The sequence below is a fragment of the Moorena sp. SIO1G6 genome (assembly GCF_010672795.1).
GTDB lineage: Bacteria > Cyanobacteriota > Cyanobacteriia > Cyanobacteriales > Coleofasciculaceae > Moorena > Moorena producens.
In genome coordinates, this window is sequence record NZ_JAAHFZ010000001.1 from 1 (window position 1) to 21907 (window position 21907).

22 protein-coding genes are annotated in these 21907 nt (G+C 43.9%); 15 read left to right on the forward strand and 7 right to left on the reverse strand.

Annotated features, from left to right (window positions below; all coding sequences use genetic code 11):
• Positions 1-97: 97 nt before the first annotated feature.
• The gene (locus F6K63_RS00005; RefSeq protein ID WP_287310691.1) at positions 98-388 is read right to left on the reverse strand and encodes a hypothetical protein; all 291 of its coding nucleotides are present in this window, start codon (positions 386-388) and stop codon (positions 98-100) included.
• 814 nt (positions 389-1202) lie between these two features.
• The gene (locus F6K63_RS00010) at positions 1203-1457 is read right to left on the reverse strand and encodes a hypothetical protein (protein WP_008187661.1); all 255 of its coding nucleotides are present in this window, start codon (positions 1455-1457) and stop codon (positions 1203-1205) included.
• A 270-nt stretch (positions 1458-1727) separates the two neighbouring features.
• Here F6K63_RS00010 and F6K63_RS00015 point away from each other — a divergent pair, with 270 nt between their 5' ends.
• The 5 genes from F6K63_RS00015 (at position 1728) to proX (ending at position 5751) form a co-directional block, all read left to right on the forward strand.
• Positions 1728-2552, forward strand: coding sequence for an esterase/lipase family protein (locus tag F6K63_RS00015; RefSeq protein ID WP_287310243.1), 825 nt, complete (start codon positions 1728-1730; stop codon positions 2550-2552).
• 71 nt (positions 2553-2623) lie between these two features.
• Positions 2624-3403, forward strand: a complete 780-nt coding sequence (locus tag F6K63_RS00020; protein WP_287310245.1) for a tetratricopeptide repeat protein — start codon at positions 2624-2626, stop codon at positions 3401-3403.
• A gap of 244 nt (positions 3404-3647) precedes the next feature.
• Entirely contained in the window at positions 3648-4022 is a 375-nt protein-coding gene (locus tag F6K63_RS00025) for a DUF433 domain-containing protein (protein WP_287310247.1), read from the forward strand.
• Positions 4019-4414, forward strand: coding sequence for a DUF5615 family PIN-like protein (locus F6K63_RS00030; RefSeq protein ID WP_287310692.1), 396 nt, complete (start codon positions 4019-4021; stop codon positions 4412-4414). The genes F6K63_RS00025 and F6K63_RS00030 overlap by 4 nt, the downstream gene beginning before the upstream one ends.
• Positions 4415-4710: 296 nt before the next feature.
• Positions 4711-5751 carry a glycine betaine/L-proline ABC transporter substrate-binding protein ProX gene (gene proX, locus F6K63_RS00035; protein ID WP_287310249.1) on the forward strand — a complete coding sequence of 347 codons (1041 nt, stop codon included), beginning with the start codon at positions 4711-4713 and terminating at the stop codon, positions 5749-5751.
• A gap of 134 nt (positions 5752-5885) precedes the next feature.
• Here the strand turns inward: proX and proB are convergent, their stop codons facing one another.
• The gene (proB, locus tag F6K63_RS00040) at positions 5886-7001 is read right to left on the reverse strand and encodes a glutamate 5-kinase (RefSeq protein WP_287310251.1); all 1116 of its coding nucleotides are present in this window, start codon (positions 6999-7001) and stop codon (positions 5886-5888) included.
• 531 nt (positions 7002-7532) lie between these two features.
• Between proB and F6K63_RS00045 the strand changes: the two genes are divergently transcribed.
• Positions 7533-8441 (forward strand): MBL fold metallo-hydrolase, encoded by a 909-nt coding sequence (locus F6K63_RS00045; RefSeq protein ID WP_008187668.1) that lies wholly within the window; start codon positions 7533-7535, stop codon positions 8439-8441.
• A 34-nt stretch (positions 8442-8475) separates the two neighbouring features.
• On the opposite strand, the gene F6K63_RS00050 is transcribed toward F6K63_RS00045, so the two are convergent.
• Positions 8476-8610: a hypothetical protein gene (locus F6K63_RS00050; RefSeq protein ID WP_287310253.1), complete on the reverse strand. Its 135-nt coding sequence runs from the start codon at positions 8608-8610 to the stop codon at positions 8476-8478.
• 385 nt (positions 8611-8995) lie between these two features.
• The gene (locus F6K63_RS00055; RefSeq protein ID WP_044494144.1) at positions 8996-9826 is read right to left on the reverse strand and encodes a hypothetical protein; all 831 of its coding nucleotides are present in this window, start codon (positions 9824-9826) and stop codon (positions 8996-8998) included.
• Between the two features lie 384 nt (positions 9827-10210).
• Here F6K63_RS00055 and F6K63_RS00060 point away from each other — a divergent pair, with 384 nt between their 5' ends.
• From F6K63_RS00060 to F6K63_RS00100, 9 genes are all read left to right on the forward strand, one after another.
• On the forward strand, positions 10211-10381 hold the full coding sequence (locus tag F6K63_RS00060; protein WP_008187672.1) for a hypothetical protein: 171 nt from the start codon (positions 10211-10213) through the stop codon (positions 10379-10381).
• A gap of 52 nt (positions 10382-10433) precedes the next feature.
• Positions 10434-11699, forward strand: coding sequence for an ABC transporter substrate-binding protein (locus F6K63_RS00065; RefSeq protein WP_287310254.1), 1266 nt, complete (start codon positions 10434-10436; stop codon positions 11697-11699).
• 354 nt (positions 11700-12053) lie between these two features.
• Entirely contained in the window at positions 12054-12935 is an 882-nt protein-coding gene (locus tag F6K63_RS00070; RefSeq protein WP_008187674.1) for a carbohydrate ABC transporter permease, read from the forward strand.
• Between the two features lie 124 nt (positions 12936-13059).
• Positions 13060-13929 carry a carbohydrate ABC transporter permease gene (locus tag F6K63_RS00075; RefSeq protein ID WP_287310256.1) on the forward strand — a complete coding sequence of 290 codons (870 nt, stop codon included), beginning with the start codon at positions 13060-13062 and terminating at the stop codon, positions 13927-13929.
• A gap of 279 nt (positions 13930-14208) precedes the next feature.
• On the forward strand, positions 14209-14622 hold the full coding sequence (locus tag F6K63_RS00080; protein ID WP_287310257.1) for a four helix bundle protein: 414 nt from the start codon (positions 14209-14211) through the stop codon (positions 14620-14622).
• A gap of 347 nt (positions 14623-14969) precedes the next feature.
• The gene (locus tag F6K63_RS00085) at positions 14970-16052 is read left to right on the forward strand and encodes an ABC transporter ATP-binding protein (RefSeq protein ID WP_287310258.1); all 1083 of its coding nucleotides are present in this window, start codon (positions 14970-14972) and stop codon (positions 16050-16052) included.
• A 391-nt stretch (positions 16053-16443) separates the two neighbouring features.
• A complete protein-coding gene (locus tag F6K63_RS00090; RefSeq protein ID WP_287310259.1) occupies positions 16444-17652 on the forward strand; it encodes a hypothetical protein in 1209 nt (402 codons plus the stop codon).
• Between the two features lie 121 nt (positions 17653-17773).
• A complete protein-coding gene (locus tag F6K63_RS00095; protein WP_287310261.1) occupies positions 17774-19240 on the forward strand; it encodes a Dyp-type peroxidase in 1467 nt (488 codons plus the stop codon).
• Between the two features lie 48 nt (positions 19241-19288).
• Positions 19289-20068 (forward strand): hypothetical protein, encoded by a 780-nt coding sequence (locus F6K63_RS00100; RefSeq protein WP_287310262.1) that lies wholly within the window; start codon positions 19289-19291, stop codon positions 20066-20068.
• Positions 20069-20114: 46 nt separating this feature from the next.
• Here F6K63_RS00100 and F6K63_RS00105 read toward each other — a convergent pair whose 3' ends face one another.
• Positions 20115-20285 (reverse strand): hypothetical protein, encoded by a 171-nt coding sequence (locus F6K63_RS00105; protein ID WP_287310263.1) that lies wholly within the window; start codon positions 20283-20285, stop codon positions 20115-20117.
• Positions 20286-20348: 63 nt separating this feature from the next.
• Positions 20349-21410 (reverse strand): catalase family protein, encoded by a 1062-nt coding sequence (locus tag F6K63_RS00110; protein WP_287310265.1) that lies wholly within the window; start codon positions 21408-21410, stop codon positions 20349-20351.
• Positions 21411-21907: the final 497 nt, after the last annotated feature.

The window sequence follows — 21907 nt, forward strand, 5'->3', positions numbered from 1 at the left end:
TTGTCTCCTCAAGGGGTGGGTTTTCACCACCATCCAGGAAATAGTTAGGATTTCGGGGTTATCCCCGCGAATCCCTTAACTCATACCCCTCTAGTTTCTAGAGGCTCCTAGCTAAAACGAGCCGCACATTGTCTTGAAATGGCACAACAGTTCTGTCTTTCTTAACTCTAATGCGATCGCGACAATTATATATTTCTATAGGAGTAGCAACGCCATTAACACTAACTGCTGCTCGATATTCCCATAGATACTTAGCACTCCGCTTAATGCTAAGGATGCAAATCCGGTTGTTATTTTTAGTGCGGCAGTAGGAGAAAGCAACAGCGGGAGGTGCAAAGGCAAAGGATAATGTTAGCAACAGCAATAAAGTAGTTAGGTATTTTATCATTTTTAAATTTGTTATTGGAGGGAATCGGGAATCGGGAATCGGGAGTCGGGAATCGGGAGTCGGGAGTCGGGAGTCGGGGAGATGGGGAGATGGGGAGAATTTTATTAAGTAGATGTAGGGTGGGCAGTGCAACAGACAGATTAATGTGCTTGCCATCGGGTTGCTAGGCACTGCCCACCAAGGAGAATTTTATTAAGTAGATGTAGGGTGGGCAGTGCAACAGACAGATTAATGTGCTTGCCATCGGGTTGCTAGGCACTGCCCACCAAGGAGAATTTTATTAAGTAGATGTAGGGTGGGCAGTGCAACAGACAGATTAATGTGCTTGCCATCGGGTTGCTAGGCACTGCCCACCAAGGATTAATCACAATAGAACACTTGTTGATCACCTCAAGAGGTCTTGTGTTGATCAGCTGAGCCTGTTAATAACCTACAACATCATAACCTTAAACCTACCCTACTCGAACGCCAAAGGCGAACAACCATCTAACCTTGGCCAAAAGGCCACGCTTCGCGAACAACCAAATAACCTTGGCCAAAAGGCCACGCTACGCGAACAACCTGCTAACCAAAAAAAAGTAGCCGCAGAACTATGTTCCACGGCTAGGAATTGTTACTTATGTCTCAACTTTGTAAACCTAATCAAACATAATCCGATCAGACCGTAAGCTATCAGCGTGTCGCGTATCAGCTATTAGCTATTAGCTATCCGTTTTCAGCTATCAGCTAAACACTGACCACTGACGGCTGACCGCTGACCGCTGACATCAGACCTGATGCTTTGGGGGGGCAAAGCCCCCCAAAATTTAAGCCCTTAACCCAGCATTAAGTACTTCGTCATTACCGTCATGAATTCGCCAGGAATGTCAGTCGGCTGAAGGGGGCTCCACTCGTCAACTTGGGCGTAACCCCGTGCATAAAGGGTATAAATGGTGTTGTTTATTGCCTGGCGGGAGCCTTTCAAAATGTGCTTAATGGGGTATTTTTTTTGGGAAGGTTCCTGAGGCGTATTACTAGGAGTAATTTCCTCAGGATTGTTTTCTGGGTTAGGGCGAAAATTGTCGGACATAGTTAACAATTCGTTGTTAAGTTACAAATATAATCATAACGATAACATTTTAATTTGTCAAGGGGTTTTATAATTTTTTTTCGGAGGGATAATTGAAATAAATTGTACGGTTATGGAATTTAGAATTTAGAATTTAGAATTTAGAATTTAGAATTTAGAATTTAGAATTTAGAATTTCCGACTCCCTATATTTTCCTGTGTTAAAATAATTCGAGATTGGGTTTCAGGCATCTACTAGTTAATGCTATATAATTAACTTGAGGGTAACCGTTGAGGGATTTAACCGGCTTAATCGAAATCTCAAGCTATCAGGACTTATTGCCCAGTGCGGATGTGGTGTTTGTTCACGGGCTGGGAGGGGATGCTATCAGCACCTGGCATCCCCAGGGAAAACGGGATGATGATGACTGCTGGCTAGGTTGGTTAGGAAAAGATAATTTATGCGTTAACATCTGGTCTTTTGGGTATGACGCTGAAGCGACAAACTGGACAAGCCACAGCAGTATGCCCCTTTTCGATCAAGCCAGTAATTTATTAGATTGGTTAGATAGCTGCGATCTCGGCGAACGTCCATTAATCTTTATTACTCACAGTATGGGCGGCCTTTTAGTCAAAAAGATGCTCAACAGTGCCTTGACCTTTCAAAAGCAAGCTATTCTTGAGCAGACGAAAGGGGTTGTATTTCTGGCTACTCCCCACACTGGGTCTCATCTAGCTAATTTAATTGATAATATTAACTTTATGACACGAACTACAATAAGTGTAAAAGAACTAAAAGCTCATTCCCCTCAGTTACGGGAATTAAATGAATGGTATCGAGAACATGTTCGGAGTCTAGGAATTGCCACAAAAGTCTATTACGAAACCCAGGCTGTAAACGGGATTTTGGTTGTAGACGAGGATAGTGCCAACCCAGGCATTGAAAAAGTGAAGCCGGTTGCGATACCAAAGAATCACATTGACCTATGCAAACCAGAATCTCAAGATAGTCTGGTCTATCTTGGTGTCAATAAATTTATCTTCGAATGCCTCAAAACTCCTGGGTTGCTGAATAACAGCAATGGAATAGGAGTAAAAAAAAACGGAAAAAATTAAATCCCCCCAGTAACAATATCAATCCTGCTACGCCCTACTCTATAGAAGGGTTTGAGTTATCTTGGAACAATTTGCCACCAGAAGCCCAGCAGTTAGGATGTCGTCTGAGTTTGTTTGCTCCTGCTCCTTGTGAGTGGTCACTGGTAGAGAATTGTGTTAGAGAAACTGACGATCAGGAGGAATGGGAAGAAGAACAAGAAGCATGGGAAGAATTACGCGTTCGCGTAGCGTGGCCTACGGCCAATCGCTTTCTGGTCAATCGTAATCTGTTGCAACTGAGTGAACAGAAAACCTATCGGCTTCATCAACTAATGCGAGAATTTTTCCAGACCAAGCTGGCTCAATTACCAGAGGCCGATTGCTACAAGCAACGCTTTTGTCAAGCAATGGTAGCTGTGGCCAAAAAAATTCCCAAGACAGCAACTCGTGATCAGATTGCAGCAGTTACCCCCGCCATCCCTCATTTAGCCGAAGCTGCCACAGTCCTAACTGACTGGCTTAGGGATGAAGATTTAATAGAGCCCTTTGTTGGCTTAGGAAATTTCTATGAGGGTCAAGGTATCTATGACCAGGCCGAACCCTGGTATGAGAAATGTTTAGAGATAACTAGAAGCCGCTTGGGTGAAAATCATCGTGATGTGGCCGCCAGTCTCAACAACCTGGGTTTACTCTACTACTCAATCGGGCGCTATGATGAGGCTAAACCCCTTTATCAACAGGCATTGGAGATTGCCGAACAGAAGTTAGGGCCAAATGATCCTGATACTCGAATCTATCGTCAAAATCTGCAAATTTTGCGCTCTCCTTTATGGACGGGTATATATCGAGCGTGTCTTGCGTTAAAACCCTAGTTTTGTGACTAGACCTAGCAGCATTAGGAACAGATGTGCCATTGCTGAGGGGCGGGATGACTATCAGTAGAGTGGGCATCCTGCCCGCGCCAAAATATTGATAACAGGCAAGATGCCCATTCCACCAACATGCCCATTCTACAAAACTCTTAAAATCATTATATTAAGCAACGCCTGATTTTAAGCTGACCACTGAATACTTAAACACTTCGTACAATAGAGATACCTTAAGAAAGCGATAGATATGGCTCCAGTTTCTAATAGCAATACAGCTATAATTCGCACAGAATGGGGATTAACCATTGCCGGAACACGCATCACCCTCTACGATGTGATGGATTATGTCACAGCTCAGTATCCACCAAAATTAATTGGGGATGTTCTTAACCTAACTAAGGAACAAGTAAGCGCAGCCCTATCATACATCGAAGACAATCGTACCCAAGTCGAAGCCGAGTATCAAACTATTTTGCAGGAGGAACAGGAAAACCGACAGTATTGGGAACAGCGGAATCGAGAACACTTTGCTCGCATTGCAACAATGCCCCCTAAACCCGGTCGAGAAGCGTTGTGGGCAAAACTCCAGGAACAGAAAGCAAGACACGCACAGAAAGCATGATTTTCTTGATTGATCACAATCTTGAGAGACATGCAGTAGTTCTGTTAGGCAACATTGCTAATCAAGGTTGGCTTGAGACTCTCCCCATAGGTTTCGTCTCCTTTCAAGAAGTTGAGCTACCAATCGATAGCAATGATCGAATTGTTTGGCGCTTTGCTCAAGCCAATCAGATGATTCTATTGACAGCCAATCGAAAGATGAAAGGTAAGGATGCATTAGAGAAGGTTTTGCGTGAAGAAAACAAGTCCAATTCCCTTCCTGTCATCACAATTGGCAATGCTGATCGGGTCTTGGATGAACGAGCCTATCGGGATAAATGTGTAGATAGGCTACTTGAAATTGTGATTGAAATTGACAATTATATGGGAGTCGGTCGGCTCTTCATTCCGTAAGATAGCATTGGAAACCAGTGTTTAAGCAAGAAATTGGGCGTTGCTGAATCAACGAATCAATAGGAGTAGAGTGGGCATCCTGCCCGCTGCGCGAAATAGCAGTAGAGTAGGCATCCTGCCCGCCCGACCAGTAGAGTGGGCATCCTGCCCGCCCGGAAATGAAACAGGCAACATGCCCATGCCACCAACAGCCCATTCCACCCTATGATCCGTAGTCGGGATTGCGCCTTACCAGAATTTCAGGCAAAATCTAGCTGTAACATCTCCAGAGCACCTGATCAAATAGAATCCAAGAAATGACCATCAGGAAAATCAATCAATTTATTTGTATTATCCTAGCAGCAGCTCTATGCCTCAGTTTAATCGCCTGTGAAGCACAGACCCCAAATGGGAGTCAATCCACAGCAGGTAAAGGAGTCAAGGTCAGTTCTGCATCCTCCGTTTCCACCTATGCCTTATTTGTTTCCGAAATCATCAATATTGGTTTGGAAAAGGTTGGTTATAAACCTGCAGCAATAAAACAACTTAGTATTCCCCTGGCACACATTTCTGTCAGGAATGGAGACGTAGATTTCTACAGTGTTCATTGGCAAAATATACACAAAAAATTCTTTTTACAAAACGGTGGTGACCAAAAATTAGAAAAGGTGGGGGTAATTATTGCTGATGGTTTGCAAAGCTATCAGATAGATAAAAAAACTGCTGAACAATACAAAATTACTAATTTCGGACAACTAAAAGACCCCAAAATTGCCAAGCTTTTTGACTCTGATGGAGATGGCAAAGCTAACTTAACTGGTTGTAATCCAGGTTGGGGGTGTGAGTTGGTAATTGAACATCAGCTGGATGCTTACAAGTTGCGCGATACCGTTGAACATGACCAAGGCAACTATGATGTTCTCTTGGCCGCCACATTGGGTCGCTATAAACAAGGACAACCTATTTTATTTTATAGCTATAGTCCCCACTGGTCAGTGACAGTATTAAAGCCAGGAGAAGATACCATTAGATTAGAGGTTCCTTTTATTTCACTACCTAAAGAACAGGAAAATATAACCGAAAAAGATACTACTATTAACGGAAAAAATGTGGGTTTTGCTGTGGATAAAGTTCGGGTGATGGCAAACAAGAAATTTTTAGCAGCAAATCCAGCTGCCAAACGCCTGTTTGAGTTGATGACAGTTCCAATTGACGATGTGAATGCTCAACAAAAACTGGTACAAGATGGTGAAAGTAGCCCAAAAGATATTCGCCGCCATGCCGAAGAATGGATAAAGAAAAATCAGCAACTCTTTGATAGTTGGGTAGAATCAGCAAAAAAGGCAGCCACGAATTAAAAATATCCTCAAAACACCGTTATCTAGCGTTGATCAGAGCTATCAGGTATACAGGATTTTTTCCCGATTCCCGATTCCCGATTCCCTACTCCCTACTCCCTACTCCCTACTCCCTACTCCCTACTCCCTACTCCCTAATTCATCAGTACCAAGTTATCCCGATGAACCACAGTTTCTGCCCCCTTGTAACCCAAAATAGTCAGGATTTCTTCCGATTTATGCCCTCGAATCTTATGTAATTCATTACTGTTGTAGTTCACCAATCCCCTAGCAATTTCCGTACCATTGCTGTCACATAGCTCTACGGCATCTGATGAGCGAAAATCCCCCTCTATGCGAGTAATACCAGCTGCTAATAGAGATTTGCCCCCATCACAAACTGCCTTGAGCGCTCCATTATCAAGATAGAGTTTCCCTGCTGGCACTAAACTGTAAGCAATCCAGTGCTTGCGGGCTTTATTGGTTTGAGCTTGGGGGGCAAACTGGGTGCCCAGGGATTCACCCTGTAAAATTCTTTCAATGTTATCCGGACATCGTCCTTCAGTGATTACAGTTCTGACCCCAGCATTGGTAGCAATTCGGGCAGCAGCCACTTTGGTTACCATCCCACCAGTGCCCCAACCAGAGCCTGAGTCATCAGCTTGTACCTCTAGTTCAGTTAACTCCTCAATGCTATTGACTGAAATAATTGGTTCAGCATCCGGTACCTTACGGGGGTCTGCTGAGTAAAGTCTATCCACATCAGTTAGTAAAAACAACCAATCCGATTCAATCAAACTAGCTACTAGGGCGCTAAGGGTATCGTTATCCCCAAATTTAAGTTCATCTACGGCTACCGTATCATTTTCATTCACCACAGGGATCACCCCCAGCTGGAGTAGCTCCCGAAAGGTAGCATAGGCATTGACATAGCAACTACGCTGTACAAAATCTCGGCGGCTGAGGAGAATCTGAGCAATAGGTTGGTTGAGGTTACTAAATAAGTCATCATATATCCGCATCAGCCGTCCTTGACCAACTGCTGCGATCGCTTGTTTGAGAGGGAGTGTATTCGGTCGTGATGTTAAGCCCAGTCGCCCACAGCCAATCCCCACAGCGCCAGATGTAACCAGTACCACTTGATGACCTTCAGAACGGAGCCGACTCAGGGTTTCCACTAGGGCAGCAATAGTGGATAGGGCCAACTGACCTGTTGCTGGTTGGGTTAAACTAGATGTGCCGACTTTGACAACTATCTTTTGATTGGTCATTGGTCATTAATCTGGTTTCTGTTGATCATACCTTCGAGGGGGAATCTATGTCAGGTGTAGTTTTCCTCTGGTACCACTGCCAAGTATGTGATTTTGATCACATACTTGGGTTGTGTAACTTACAAGACATTCAGGTGAATATTGCTAAGCTTTTGGGAATCATAGGAATAAGAAGTACTTGCTATGAGCCATCATAGTTCCAGATTGATGAACTATACTGGTAAACTTGAGCTACTTTGTATAATCGACACACCCTACAACAACAGGGGAATTCAGTCCGCTAATCACCTCTAACCAGTAACATCCAGGTGAGATCGTTGCTAATTATTAGTGTGACTCTTGTGCTAAGGCGTGCTGTGCAATGTGCTTGAATTCTAGCTAGAAAAGCTAAGGGTAAATAGGAATTGGGCCAAGGGTACTTGACTATTCTAGCTTTACCTTTGCCCCTTCCTGGATTACCATACACTGACACCCTCTTCGTCAGAAAACCCTCACTGATGAACTAACTGCAAAAGCCTGCAAGGAAAAATTATGTCTAATACCCACAACTTATTCACTATTCGTTTTTGGGGCGTCAGAGGTAGTATTGCCTGTCCAGGACCAGAAACAGTTCGGTATGGAGGCAACACACCTTGTATAGAGATCCGAGTTGGTCGTGAGCGTCTGATTTTTGATGGTGGCACAGGGTTGCGAGTTTTGGGACAGTCTCTCCTGAAAGAGATGCCCGTAGAAGCTCATCTATTTTTTACCCACTCCCATTGGGACCATATTCAGGGTTTCCCTTTCTTTACCCCTGCCTTTATTAAAAGGAATTGTTTCCATATTTATGGCACCCGCGCCCCTAATGGTGCCACCATCGAGAAACGTCTAACTGATCAGATGACCCACCCAAATTTTCCGGTGCCCTTGCAAATTATGCAATCGAAAAAGAAGTTCTATGACCTTGAGATTGGAGAAACAGTCAATATTGGTGAGATTACGGTAGAAAATGCACCCTTGAACCATCCAGGTGAAGCCGTTGGCTATCGAGTTAACTGGCGAGGCTATTCAGCTGCCTACATCACTGACACAGAACACCTCGAAGAAGGTTTCGATAAAAATGTCCTGCGGCTGGCCCGTAATGCAGACCTGATGATTTATGATGCTGCCTACACTGATCAAGAATACTACTCTGAGATATCGAGCAAAATTGGTTGGGGACATTCCACCTGGCAGGAAGCTATCAAAGTTGCTCGAGCTGCTAATGCTAAAAAATTAGTCATCTTCCATCATGACCCCCTCCATAACGATGATTTCTTGGATCAGCTTGGAGAACAGGCTGTTAAGGAGTTTTCTAATACGATTATGGCGCGGGAAGGTCTGGAAATTGACCTAGTGGAATCCTCTAGGTCACATCTGCTTGAGGTTAAGGATGGGAAAATGCCTCTGAGCAAAGTTTAATCTAGCAATTTTCAAGGTCGTGAGGTACAAAATGCTAGGTTTTAGGGAGCAGGGAGTAGGTTTTAGGGAGCAGGGAACAGGGAACAGGGAACAGGGAACAGGGAACAGAACAGGGAACAGGGAACAGAACAGGGAACAGGGAACAGGGAAAAAATCCTGTGTACCTCATAGTTATGAAAAACGCTGTAAGTATGATCAAATTATGATCAACGCTATATCATTCCTAAAAATAAAATTAATTGTTAATTAAAAATTAAAAATTAAAACTTAACAATTAACAATTAACAATTAACTTTCAGAGGATAACCGATTTTAAAAGTGATTAACTGTACTTAATAATATAACATGCTTCTTATAGTCATAGGCGGTCTTTTTAAAGTAAAGACCGCCTATAAAGTGCTGCTGATAGTTTGTCAGCATTCAGCGGTCAGCGGTCAGCGGTCAGCTTCTTTTATTAAAAAGCTGTTTCCGTAGCTTGGCCAATAGCTGAATGCTGATAGCTGAATGCTGATAGCTGAATGCTGATAGCTGAATGCTGATAGCTTACTTATTATCTAAGCTGCAACTTGAGCTTGATCAGATACTTGGGGTGCTGCTTTTAAAGATGTTTGGAGAGATTCTAGCTGAACCGATAGGTTTTGGATTTGACTTTGGAGTGCTTCAACTAGCACAATTTTTTTCGCCAGAACTTGAGGATTTCTGATGCTTGTGGATTGTTCAGATGCAGAAGAAGTATTCTTGATGCCGTCGCGAATGGGGGAAACTCCCTTTGGCCGACTGCATCCCTTGGTGTAGCCTAAGAACGTTTGAGCAGAGGCAAACTGATAGATTCCAGCTTTTACCTTACTCTGTTGCCATGACATCCCTAGGTTTTCAAGCACTGGTTCCTGGGTAACTATTAACGGTTCCATAACTGTTATCGGTTTCTCCATGACCACGGTCCGAGAAACCTTCTTTGCCATCGGTACGCTGGCAGCAGCAAATTTTACTTCTTCATAAGCAACCACATTATCTAGCTTCTGTTGCTTCTCTGTGTTCAGCTCGGATGTTGAAACTTGTAGTTGTTGAATTAACTTTTCCTTCTCCTGAAGAGCTTGCTCGATAGTGTCTAACTCAGACTCAATGGTAGCTGACTTCCGGGAAGAGTCCTGCCACCCAGCTAAAGTAGCATTAGAGATACCTACTCCCAAACTGATTAACATCGCTAGTCCCAAGTAAGGAGCCGCCGAATCCCTGACTTTACCATGAAAAAATAGTTCATCTTGCATGCGGATGGTGAGGGACTCTTCACCAAATAGGGCTACGGGTAAGGTGAAGACACAAAAGAGTGTAGTTGAAATGAAGACTGGTGCCAAGATTAATTTTTGGATTGTAGATCCGTTCACAATTACTCCCTTAGGATAGCTACTTAAAACTCAATGACTAGTACCGCTTTGTGGCACTTAAAAACGCTGATCATGTCAGCTTTTCGTTTGTTTTGAACGGTAGCTTTATTTCCAGCGTTTTGTCCTAGTTTGAACCTCAGGGGTTTGCGATCGCATTTGCGTTATGTTAGCGATTGGGTATACCTCATGTTTGATTTAAGTCCAATCCTAGGGCAACTCCATAACTTTCCTTAACTTTTAGTTATCGACTGCTCTTGGTGAGATCGGTAGATTATTTGTGTACGGAGCAAAAACAGGAACAATACCGGCTACGGAGCCTGTAACGTTACCTAGCCATTGAGTTCACCACCAGTACTAGAACTTGTTTAAGGTAAGCATTTAATCATGAACCAATCTACAATCGATAAATCTTTCCTGAGACCAATCGTGTTATCTACAATTATCTTTGCTCTTCTGAGCTTGCCCATAGTTATGCTCGGGGCAAAGCCGATCTGTATGAAGTTCCTAGAGAGTCGGATAGTTGATGCTAAACTGATGAATGCTGCGACGCGCTGATTAAGGTTTCACTAAACTGCTTAGACCTTTCGTAATCCTGATTCTTTTGGGAATGCTGGTTGCCAGTGTGCTCCTGTCCCAGTTTTGGGCACTACCAGCACTGACCCAGCCCCCTGTTCAACTCACCCTATTGATGGGAGCGGGGGAATTTGCTTATTGGCAGGAACTACTGGTCAAGAATTTTGAGCTAGAGAATCCAGATATTCAAATCGAACTGATCGAAGGACCATTAAACTCTGACTTAACAGAAGACCTCTATACCTCTGCTTTCATTTTAGGAGACTCACCCTATGACCTGATTAACATGGACGTGATTTGGGCTCCTAAATTTGCCGCTGCAGGGTGGTTACTAGATTTATCGGAGCGAGTTAGTAAGGAGTATTTAAACGAATTTCTGGATAAAGCAGTTGATTCAGGACGCTACCAGGGGAAACTATACCGCATACCATTCCGTTCCGATGGTGGTATCCTCTACTATCGTCAGGATTTGCTAGAGCAAGCTGGATTCCAAGCCCCAAAAACCTTTGAGCAGTTGGTCAACATTTCCCAACAATTGCAGGAAAACCATGATCCCAAATGGGGCTATCTTTGGCAAGGTCGTCAATATGAAGGGTTATCAGCCATGTTTGTGGAGATACTTGCAGGCTTTGGTGGTTTCTGGGTTGACCCGGAAACCTTGGAAGTGGGTTTGGATAAACCGGAAGCGATTAAAGCTGTAGAATTTCTGCGCAGCACCATCAAACAAGGGATTTCACCCCCTGGCGTCACTACCTATCAGGAAGAAGAAACACGACTGTTGTTTCAAAATGGGGATGCAGTATTTCTGAGGAATTGGCCCTATGTTTGGTCATTGGCAAATCAAGAGGGTTCAAAGGTCAAAGGCAAGATTGGCATTAGCCCTATGGTTCATGGTCCTGGTGGCAAAGCTGGTGCTTGCTTAGGAGGTTGGGGTTTGGGAATTGCTAAATCTTCCAAACATCCTGAGGAAGCCTGGAGAGCTATTGAGTATTTCACCAGTGACAAAGCCCAGCGTCGGTATACTCTGGAAACTGGCTATCTGCCAACCCGACGGAAGCTGTTTGCAGACCCAGATATTGTTGCTAAGTATCCCCACTATCCAAAATTGCTAGAGGTGTTAGAGGGGGCTGTCTTGCGTCCACCAGTTCCCCAATATTCTCAGGTATCTGATATTTTACAACGGTACCTCAATGCTGTGCTAACTAATCCCAAACTCAGTGCTGAAAAAATGATGAAAGCAGCAGCTGATCAAACCCGTAGGCTGTTGTCGGTAGAATTTAGAATGAAGAATGAAGAATGAAGAATGAAGAAGGAAGAAGGAAGAAGGAAGAATGAAGAATGTAGAATGTAGAATGTAGAAGGAAGAATGTAGAAGGAAGAATGTAGAAGGAAGAATGTAGAATGTAGAATGTAGAATGTAGAATGTAGAAGGCAGAAGGCAGAAGGCAGAAGGCAGAAGGCAGAAGGCAGAAGGCAGAAGGCAGAAGGCAGAAGGCAGAAGGCAGAAGGCAGAAGGCAGAAGGCAGAAGGCAGAAGGCAGAATGTATAATTCTAAATTCTAAATTCTAAATTCTAAATTCTAAATTCTAAATTCTAAATTCTAAATTCTAAATTCTAAATTCTAAATTCTAAATTCTAAATTCTAAATTGTTGAATGAAAACTGATCCGATAGCAGCACAGGAGCAAAGGACAGGGTGGTTGTTGGTAACACCAGCATTGTTACTACTGCTGCTAGTCTATGGCTATCCTATTTTGCGTTCGTTCTGGTTAAGTTTGTTCACTAAGAACCTAGGGACACAGCTACAACCGGTCTTTTCTGGTCTCAATAATTATGGGCGAATGATGGGGGATGGTCGCTTCTGGCAGAGTCTCTGGAATACTGTGATTTTTACCTCAGTATCTGTTGCTCTGGAACTGGTGTTAGGAATTGCGATCGCATTAATTTTAAATCAAACCTTTAAAGGAAGGGGTATTGTGCGCACCATCGCTATCCTGCCTTGGGCCTTGCCAACTGCTTTGATCGGTCTAGTATGGGCTTGGATGTTTAATGACCAGTTTGGGGTTTGGAATGATATCTTACTGCGTCTAGGTATTATTCAAGACGGAATCAACTGGCTAGGATACCCTACAACAGCGATGATGGCAGTGATTGCCGCAGACGTTTGGAAAACTACACCCTTCATCAGCATTTTGCTCCTAGCTGGCTTGCAGTCTATTCCCCAAGACCTATACGAAGCCCATGCCCTAGACGGTGCTACCCCCTGGCAAAGTTTCAAGCAAATTACTCTACCGCTATTGACGCCCCAAATCCTAATTTCCCTACTGTTCCGCTTTGCCCAAGCTTTCGGAGTCTTCGACCTGATCAAAGTGATGACTGGAGGTGGTCCGGGAGGAGCTACAGAAGTTGTATCTCTCTACATCTATACCACTGTCATGGATTATCTAGACTTTGGTTATGGTGCTGCCCTTGTGGTAGTAACCTTTTTGATACTGGTAACCACGGTGGTAATTATAGCCCTAGGCTCACGCAACTAATGACTATTCTGCCTCAGGAGTTACGCAAAGCCCCCTAAATCCCCCAATTCTGGGGGACTTTGACATCATTCCCCCCCAAATTGGGTGGTTAGGGGGGCAAAACCAACTCAACTTCGTAAGTCCTATGCCTAACTCATCATCCCCTCAACCGAAAACAAAACAAATTAACATTATCAAACTAATTATCCTGCCCCTAGGAATCATCTTATTGATAATTTTCTGCCTAGCACCACTCCTTTGGCAATTCCTCACTTCCATCAAAGTCAACCAAGATATCTCTTCCCTTCCCAATATTTATTTCCCTAAGCGGTATACACTTGACCACTATATAAACTTATTTACCCTGCGCCCCCTAGTCCACTATATTTTCAACAGCACCTTTGTATCAATTACTTCCACACTATTGTGTTTAGGGATAGGAACTCCCGCTGCTTACGCCTTAGCACGGTTAACCCTAAGGGGAGAAAAAATCATCATTGCTGGGATTATCATTATCACATTATTTCCCTTTATTTTGATATTCCTAGGACTCCTGGAACTTATCAAAATTATTAAACTAGGGAATAATTATCTAAGCCTGATTATTTCCTATACAGCTATCAACCTTCCTCTCACCCTATTAGTGATGCGCAGCTTTTTTCAACAGCTACCGCCAGAGCTAGAAGATGCTGCTAAAGTCGATGGCTATAGCACCTGGCAAATGCTAATCCAAATTCTATTACCCCTAACCGTTCCAGCTTTAGTAACAACAGGAATACTTACCTTTATTTTTGCTTGGAATGAATTTATTTTAGCCCTCACTTTCATTAGCCAAGAATCTCTGAAAACCCTGCCCGTTGCTGCGGCTCAGTTAAGTGGTTCTCTGGGAAAAGAGATTCCCTACGGTTCCATTGCGGCTATGACAGTTATAGGAACATTTCCCTTAGTGGTATTAGTAATGTTTTTCCAAGGTAAAATTGTCCAAGGTTTAACATCGGGAGCAGTTAAGGGTTAACTCTTTGGGGGTTGGAGGTTGGAGGTTTGGAGGTTGGAGGTTTGGAGGGTTGGAGGGTTGAAGGTTGGAGGTTGAAGGTTGAAGGTTGGAGGTTGGAGGGTTGGAGGTTGGAGGTTGGAGGGTTGGAGGGTTGGAGGGTTGGAGGGTTGGAGGTTGGAGGGTTGGAGGTTGGAGGGTTGGAGGGTTGGAGGGTTGGAGGTTGTTCGGCCTTGGCGTTCTTTGTAGGGAAGGTTTTAAGATTGAATTTTTTAAGATTGAATCTTTTGAGTTTGGAAGAGTATGGGAACGATAAAACGATTTGAAGAAATTCAGGGATGGCAGACAGCACGGGAGTTAACAAGGTTGGTTTACGCACTGTCAAAGGAGGGAGAGTTTTCCCGTGATTTTGGTTTGTGCAACCAGATGCGCCGTGCAGCGGTTTCTATTATGTCAAATATTGCTGAGGGCTTTGAGAGTCGGACACAACGTCTTTTTATTGAGTTCTTAGGTCGAGCTAGAGGCTCTGCGGGTGAACTACGTTCTCAAGCCTATGTTGCTCTTGATGCTGGTTACATTCATCAATCTCAGTTTACACAACTATTTGATCTATGCCAGAAGTGCAGCCGACAAATTACAGGCTTCATGGCATATCTGAAAACCTACCCTGATCAAAACCGACTCCGCGAGGATGAAGGAGATTATCGTATTGATTGACAGTTTTGAAACTTGACTTCCCTCAGATCGTTTCTCTTTACATCTGAATTGTAAACATTGATGGGTAGATGGAAGGAGAGTATAATTTTCCCGCGAATTTTGCCTAATTGCAAAAGCCATCTAGCGCGGTCTTGGGGAGGCAGTGCCCTATTGGGGAAGTAATGCGATCGCGCTTTTCCCCACACACTTCCAAAACCTTGGCCTTTGGCCACGCTACGCGAACAACCAGTTAACCTTCAACCTTCAACCTTCAACCAGCTAACCTTCAACCTTCAACCTTCAACCAGCTAACCTTCAACCTTCAACCAGCTAACCTTCAACCTCCCAACCTTCAACCTCCAAATGGTATGCCTAAACTAGAGCTACATAATATTAATAAAATCTACAAGACTAACAAGGGTAACGTCATCCCAGTTAACGACATTAGCTTAGAAGTGGATGAAGGAGAATTTCTGACCCTACTTGGGCCATCGGGATGTGGTAAATCTACGATCCTGCGACTAATTGCTGGATTAGAACAACCCACCCATGGCAAAGTAGTTATCAATGGACGGGATGTTACTCATGTTAGACCAGGCGATCGCAATATCGCTATGGTTTTCCAAAGCTATGCTCTCTATCCTCATATGACCGTATATGACAATATGGCCGCTAGTCTGAAACTCCATAAAGTCCCTTCTGACCAAATTCGGAGCCTGGTGCAGGAAGTAGCTGGTAAACTGGGACTGGAAAATTTGATGGAGCGTAAGCCTAGTCAGCTATCTGGTGGTCAGCGCCAGCGGGTTGCTCTGGGCAGGGCATTGGTGCGGCAACCGGCTGTGTTTTTGTTAGACGAACCTCTGAGTAACTTGGATGCTTTGCTGCGAGAGCAAGTTAGGGCGGATTTGAAGCAGCTATTTGTTGCTCAAAAGGCACCAGTGGTTTATGTTACTCATGACCAAACCGAAGCGATGACCCTCTCAACCAAGATTGCGGTGTTATCTGAGGGTAAGCTGCAACAGCTAGATACACCCCAGGGCATTTACAAGCAGCCAGCAAATCAGTTTGTGGCTAGTTTTGTCGGTTCTCCCCAAATGAACTTACTGACACTTCACTGTCAGGGGAATTATGCCATCTTGGGTGAGGTCAAAATTCCTTTGCCAAATTTGCCTAAAGTGCCGCCACAGATTGTCCTAGGTATCCGCCCAGAAGATGTGGCCTTAGCTCAACCAGAGGATAAATATAGGATTGAGGGTCGCATCTACCTCGTGGAAAATCTAGGCATGCATAATTTAATTAGTGTTCGGGTGAAGGGGTCAGACTCTCTCAGTATCCGAGGGTTATTACCTAATAATTTAACTTGGGAAACCGAAGAAGTGACCCTGGCTATATCACCCCAGTTGATTCACTGGTTTGATAGTGAAACATGCGTTCGCTTAGGGTCTCTTTAGAGCATCCAGTAGCGGCTCTTTGAGAGCATTGGATTTTCCACAAACTTTACCCACTATAGCAGAAACAATCAACTAAACATATTAAGAAATATGTAGAAAATGGAGCCCTAGCAAGGAGAGGGCAGGGACCAGAGCACAGTAATGTAAACAATAATGTAAACAATGTTTATATTTTGACAGTGAAAACTAATTTTGATAAAATAAATAGGGTATAATTAATGATGATTGTCATCAAGTTACAGTCACACCAACCCGTCAATGCTCTATAGTCTAAAGCTACATAGGGTTAAACGCGATCGCTAAACCGTAAACTAAACCGTAAACTAAACCGTAAACTAAACCATAAACTTAGTTTCGCCAAAACACCATTATTAATTAAATGGAGGGCAAAATGTCCCCAAACCCGCTGACTGTTATTGTCAAGATAAAGCCTGGAGAAGAGGCAGAGCTAAAATCAATTCTCGAAGCAATTGACTCGGAGCCAGAAAATAATCCCTATGTTCGCTTTCCTGAGAGCCGTAACACCCACTTGGCGCGTTTTGCCATCCTCAATGATCCTGATAATGGACCGCGCTTGCTCTTTTCGAGCAATTATGATGGTGACTTAGATAGCTACCTAAATGAAATAATTCAGATATCACCAGGAATGGATAGCCTATGGGAAAAATGCCAAGGCTATACCGGCAAGCCACAATTCTCTGAATTTATTAACGAACACTCCTATCAGCCCGAAGCCTTCTACATCGCCTTCCGTAACGAAACAGTCGAAAGCCTCAAGAACTACATCGCAATTCGGAAACATATTGAAAATTTCTTAGATCTTAAGGATGTCGCTAACTACCTAGATTGTTCAGGAGTAAAGCCATTTTTAGATAAAGTTGCCCAGGTTTCTCAAACTAATACCTGGTGGGAAGTTGTGGGATTGAATGGATTAAAGATATTGAGAGGATTGGTAGCTCTGGTTCAAGGGATATTGAACCTAATTCGCGAAATCCTCTTGGTTATAATAAATTTTCTGGCTAGCATACTGGGCAAACCGGAAAATAGAAGTGAAATTGGACAATATACTAGTGTAAAAGCTGATCTCGCTCAAAGTCAGCTTCTGGCCAACGCAGAAGATCGTTTTGTCCAGAACTCAATGAATCACCTTGTAGACATTAAGCCTGAGCGAATCAAGCGTCTGAAGATAGTATTGTTTCTTGTTAATTGGGCTGGACAATATCTATTTCCCCCGGCATCCCTAGCTAATATCACTACAATTCATTTTGCCCGTTGGCTGATTATTGATGAAGGGAAACGTTTACTATTTTTAAGTAATTATGATGGCTCCTGGGATAATTATCTGAATGATTTTGTTGATCGAGCCAGCGACGGATTAAACTCCATTTGGAACAACACAATGACTTATCCAGAGGGAGGCGCTCAGGATATCGGGGCGTTCAAACAATATTTCCGAGATTACCAAACCCCATCCCTATTCTACTACAGTGCCTATCCTGAGCAAACTGTCCAAACTAGTTTGAGAGACCAACAAATTAGCAAAATGATCGGGACAAATTTTGATCGAGCTGCGATTGAGGAATGGTTAAAACTGCTCTAACGGTTTGTTGATAACGGTTTCTTGAAACAGCTACTGAATAGAAGAATTAATCGTCAGCTGGATGCAGCGATAACTCAGAGATAACTCTGTAACTCTAAACCCAGAAACGAGGGAAGTGACCATGTCAGAATTAACGCCAGAAGCACGGGAAGATATTCAGGGAATTATATTGAGTGGTTATGGGCATCTGCGCTATGCCTTATATTTATTTGTTCAAATCAAGAACCCTAAACAAGCTCAGGCATGGTTAAACACTATTATCCCGGAAATCACCACAGGTAAATTGTGGCCAAAACGACCAGATGGAACCACGGAAAAACCTGAATCTACCTTGAACATTGCCTTTACCCACAAAGGATTGCAGGCTCTTAACCTACCACAGCACACTCTCGAAACCTTTTCCAGGGAATTAATAGAAGGGATAGCCACTTCAAAACGTTCTCGTATATTAGGAGATACGGCAGAAAGTGCTCCAGATAAATGGGATGTCGGTGGCTCAAATAATGAAGAGATTCATATGCTGTTGGTCCTTTATGGATTAGACCCCGAAAGCCTCGCCCAGCGGCGCAACCAATTGCTTCAAGATCAAGAAGATAATCTAGTGGTTGTGGCAGAAGAGCCTGGGTTTAGAGGTACTAGTAATAAGGAGCATTTTGGCTTTAACGACAGTATTTCCCAGCCGATCATTGAGGGGACTCGAAACAACCAAAACCCTAATCAAGATGTGGTTAGGACTGGGGAGTTTATCCTGGGCTATCCCAATCAATACGATTTCTTGCCTGCTACCCCATCTGTGCCAGTAGACCAGGATAGTGATAATATCTTGCCCAGTTTTCCAGGTACAGAGCTGTCAGAGTTCAAAGATTTCGGGCGTCATGGAACTTACCTGGTATACCGGAAGCTAGCTCAGGATGTAGCTGGCTTTTGGCAATATATTGCCCAACAAGGACATGATGGCGAGGGTTGTCCCCATGCTCCAACCATGAGCTTGCTTGCCGCTAAGTTCGTAGGACGTTGGCCCAGTGGTACCCCCCTAGTGCTTGCCCCAGACCAGGATAACCCAGAGATTCAGGATAAGAATCAGTTCAAGTACTTACCAGAAGATAAGGAGGGTTATCGTTGCCCCATCGGTGCTCACATCCGTCGTAGCAACCCCAGAGATTCCTTTCTAGATGCCACCCCAGAGAATTCCTTCAAACTATCCAATCGGCATCGGATTATTCGACGGGGGGCTCTTTACGGAGAACCTCTATTCCCCATCGATGATATCGAAAACGGTCAGTTGCCTGTGGATATCGAGGATGATGGCAAGCCCCGAGGACTGCATTTCTTCAGTATTAATGCTAATATTAGGCGTCAATTTGAGTTTCTTCAGGAAACTTGGTGTAACAATCCTCGATTTAACCGTTTATATGGTAACAAAGACCCGATCATCGGAGATAATGACGGTTCTGGTCATATGACCATTCAGCGTTCACTGATTCGTAAACGAATTAATAACCTACCTCGATTTGTAACCGTCAAGGGGGGTGGATACTTTTTTATGCCAAGTATCACCGCAATCCAATTTATCGTTAATTTTGCCTGAGTTGTCAAATTCCAGACCTGTTCAAAACCCTATAGTGCATCACAAGTTATGATTCCATTTGCTCTAACCTTTGCAGCAGTTTTTTCTCTGGGAGTTGGGTTGATCTCCCTGTTAACCGTGATGCCTCAGCTCGGTAAGCTAGGCAAGACTATCTCGGAATCTTTTACCCAAGCCCCTGGGCTGGACGTGATTCTATCAGTGATAGTGTGGATTCCTTGGCTGATCAGTGGACTACTTGTAGGCTGGGTGGGGGTTTTGGCTGCCCTAGTGGGTCAAATATTAGCGCTACAGTTGTGGATTGTTGCTCATGAATTAGTCCATTCTGAGGCAGTAAAAGGACCGAGAATTGTTAGCTACCTCAATCAGCGATTTGGCTGGTGGCGAAACCACTTGGCATTATGGGTGACAGCTGTCAGTCTGCCAGTGTTTTTTTTGATTCGCCTTGCTGAAATAGCCTTGTATCCATTCCTAATCTGGTTACTGGGCTTCCCAAGTTACAAGCACAGTGAATGGGTCAATGTCAGTCGCCAGAAGTTTGAAGGCTTAGTTGGTCATGATCTAATTTGGTGCCTTTACTGTGACTGGATGACTGGGGTGTATTCCCTTGGTGCTGAAATGTTGAGGAATGTGGAATCTTTCTGGTGTCCGATCCGCTTTTACAATGACAAAAAGTGCGAGAACTGTCGGCTCGATTTCCCAGATATCGATGGCGGTTGGGTTGCCAAAGACGGCACCATGGCAGACGTTGTACAAACAATAGAAGACAATATGCCTAGCGATCGCCAATGGACATGGTTTGGTCACCCAGATCGAGGGAATAGGGAGTAGGGAGTAGGCAAAAGGCAAGAGGCATGCTAGCAAGAGGAACCCACCCCTAACCCCTCCCAGGAGGGGAAGGCAATAGGCAATAGGCAATAGGCAATAGGCAATAGGCAATAGGCAATAGGCAATAGGCAATAGGCAAGAGGGAAAAGGGAGCTTCGGAGCAGCGATGTAGTGAGGTCTTGGGGATTTCAAAGCCAGTTGCTCCCCACACTTCCCACACTTCTCTATCTTTCCCGACTCCCGACTCCCGACTCCCGACTCCCGACTCCCGACTCCCTGCTCCCTACTTCGGCAAGACATCTAGGGGAAAAATCGAGAAAAATTCTTCTGTTGTCGGTTCTTTATGGGGGACATTATTCAGTTTGTTTCGTAGCCGAGAAATTAACTCGTAAACCTGCTTGCGAGGACGGTTGATTCCCCCTAAAGGTCTATGCTCTGGTAGAGAATGCCATGGGGTGTAGGACAAATCTTCACAGAATTTGATTTGTTCAGGAGATTCAAAGGTCTGAGCAGGAATCTTGAGAGTAGCTACTTTTTGATAGGGTGACTTCCAATCGATGGTGGGGTCTTCAATTGGCATCTTATCGGCATCGGTCTGAAACTGAATTAAGAAATCAAAGCAAGCTTCTTTATTGTTAAGATGTTCCCGGATTGCGTCGCGGAGATAGTTTTCTGTTTTAGGAATCGACTTAGAACTAGTTGAGATATTATCAGGAGAAGGCTTCAGGGAAAATTTAATCGCTCCTGACCCATATTTGTATGGGGTTGTACTCCAATATTGAGATTCTAATGGACTGCGAATCTTGGACAACCGAATCCCTAGTCCGATCTGGATCTCACGCCAGCGCCATTTAAATGGATTAAGTCCAGTTATGAAAAACTTTAAGGGGTTCCGGCTTCCGGAACGTTCAATTTCTGCAAAAAACTCAATGTAGTCTTTGGCATTGCGAACTACGAAAAGCGGGTGGTCTATTAGCAAAAAGTCTTGGGTTTCCTCATATTTTTCATCCTCCAAGACTTTGTCTCCTGGTACACCCATCAGTTTAACCGCCATACCATGGGCATCACCTCTGGTATCCTTCTGCTCACTGAAATTTGAGAAGCGAATACAAGCGGGGAAACGCTTACCTGGTTCTTTAAAAATACCAACTCTAATCTTGTCATCCTTAGGGAGGTTAGGGTCAATGATAAATTCTCCTCTAACACAACCATGAGCTTTGGGATGTTCTCCCCGTTTTACAGGAGGATGTTTGTCAATAAGTCGTTCACTGATTTGGGCAATTTCACGAGTAGCTTCGTCTTCTTCGGGCGGTACGTTTTCTTGACCAATTTCTAATTGAGTCATCGGTTTCGCCTCTTTTACTCCTTTGGCTTTTTAGTATTATAGCATTAGGGTAGGGAGTAGGGAGTAGGGAGTCGGGAGTAGTATTTAGTTTTATCGTTTGTTTTTTAAGCCATCAGCTATCAGCTATTAGCTATCAGCTATCAGGCGAGAGAACTCCAGGGGGTCGGATTAGTAAAAGGAGCAGGAATTTTCAAGCAGCCGTAGGAGCATACTGCAGCTTTTTTACTACCTCCCGTTAATTAGCTGACGGCTGACTGCTTTTCGCGTAGCGTGCGCGTAGCGCATTAGCTAAATGCTTACAGTAAATGTTGTTTGCCCACCGTAGATTTGTTTACTGTTCTATTGGGATTAATCCTAGGTGGGCAGTGTTTACTAACTTGATTGGTTTGCTGATCTGATTTGTCTCAACCACTGCCCACCCTACGTTAGCTTACTATTTTGATTAATCTTAGGTGGGCAGTGTCTAGTAACTTGATTGGCTGGCTGATTTGATCTGT

Excerpts from the sequence above, each read along its gene's own strand:
- F6K63_RS00005 (WP_287310691.1), bottom strand. The coding sequence starts at position 388 with ATGATAAAATACCTAACTACTTTATTGCTGTTGCTAACATTATCCTTT.
- F6K63_RS00030 (WP_287310692.1), top strand. The coding sequence starts at position 4,019 with ATGATTTTCTTGATTGATCACAATCTTGAGAGACATGCAGTAGTTCTG.
- F6K63_RS00095 (WP_287310261.1), top strand. The coding sequence starts at position 17,774 with ATGTCAGAATTAACGCCAGAAGCACGGGAAGATATTCAGGGAATTATA.
- proX (WP_287310249.1), top strand. The coding sequence starts at position 4,711 with ATGACCATCAGGAAAATCAATCAATTTATTTGTATTATCCTAGCAGCA.
- F6K63_RS00045 (WP_008187668.1), top strand. The coding sequence starts at position 7,533 with ATGTCTAATACCCACAACTTATTCACTATTCGTTTTTGGGGCGTCAGA.
- F6K63_RS00075 (WP_287310256.1), top strand. The coding sequence starts at position 13,060 with ATGCCTAACTCATCATCCCCTCAACCGAAAACAAAACAAATTAACATT.
- F6K63_RS00090 (WP_287310259.1), top strand. The coding sequence starts at position 16,444 with ATGTCCCCAAACCCGCTGACTGTTATTGTCAAGATAAAGCCTGGAGAA.
- F6K63_RS00085 (WP_287310258.1), top strand. The coding sequence starts at position 14,970 with ATGCCTAAACTAGAGCTACATAATATTAATAAAATCTACAAGACTAAC.
- F6K63_RS00060 (WP_008187672.1), top strand. The coding sequence starts at position 10,211 with ATGAACCAATCTACAATCGATAAATCTTTCCTGAGACCAATCGTGTTA.
- F6K63_RS00065 (WP_287310254.1), top strand. The coding sequence starts at position 10,434 with ATGCTGGTTGCCAGTGTGCTCCTGTCCCAGTTTTGGGCACTACCAGCA.
- F6K63_RS00070 (WP_008187674.1), top strand. The coding sequence starts at position 12,054 with ATGAAAACTGATCCGATAGCAGCACAGGAGCAAAGGACAGGGTGGTTG.
- F6K63_RS00025 (WP_287310247.1), top strand. The coding sequence starts at position 3,648 with ATGGCTCCAGTTTCTAATAGCAATACAGCTATAATTCGCACAGAATGG.
- F6K63_RS00110 (WP_287310265.1), bottom strand. The coding sequence starts at position 21,410 with ATGACTCAATTAGAAATTGGTCAAGAAAACGTACCGCCCGAAGAAGAC.
- F6K63_RS00100 (WP_287310262.1), top strand. The coding sequence starts at position 19,289 with ATGATTCCATTTGCTCTAACCTTTGCAGCAGTTTTTTCTCTGGGAGTT.
- proB (WP_287310251.1), bottom strand. The coding sequence starts at position 7,001 with ATGACCAATCAAAAGATAGTTGTCAAAGTCGGCACATCTAGTTTAACC.
- F6K63_RS00010 (WP_008187661.1), bottom strand. The coding sequence starts at position 1,457 with ATGTCCGACAATTTTCGCCCTAACCCAGAAAACAATCCTGAGGAAATT.
- F6K63_RS00050 (WP_287310253.1), bottom strand. The coding sequence starts at position 8,610 with ATGAGGTACACAGGATTTTTTCCCTGTTCCCTGTTCCCTGTTCTGTTC.
- F6K63_RS00080 (WP_287310257.1), top strand. The coding sequence starts at position 14,209 with ATGGGAACGATAAAACGATTTGAAGAAATTCAGGGATGGCAGACAGCA.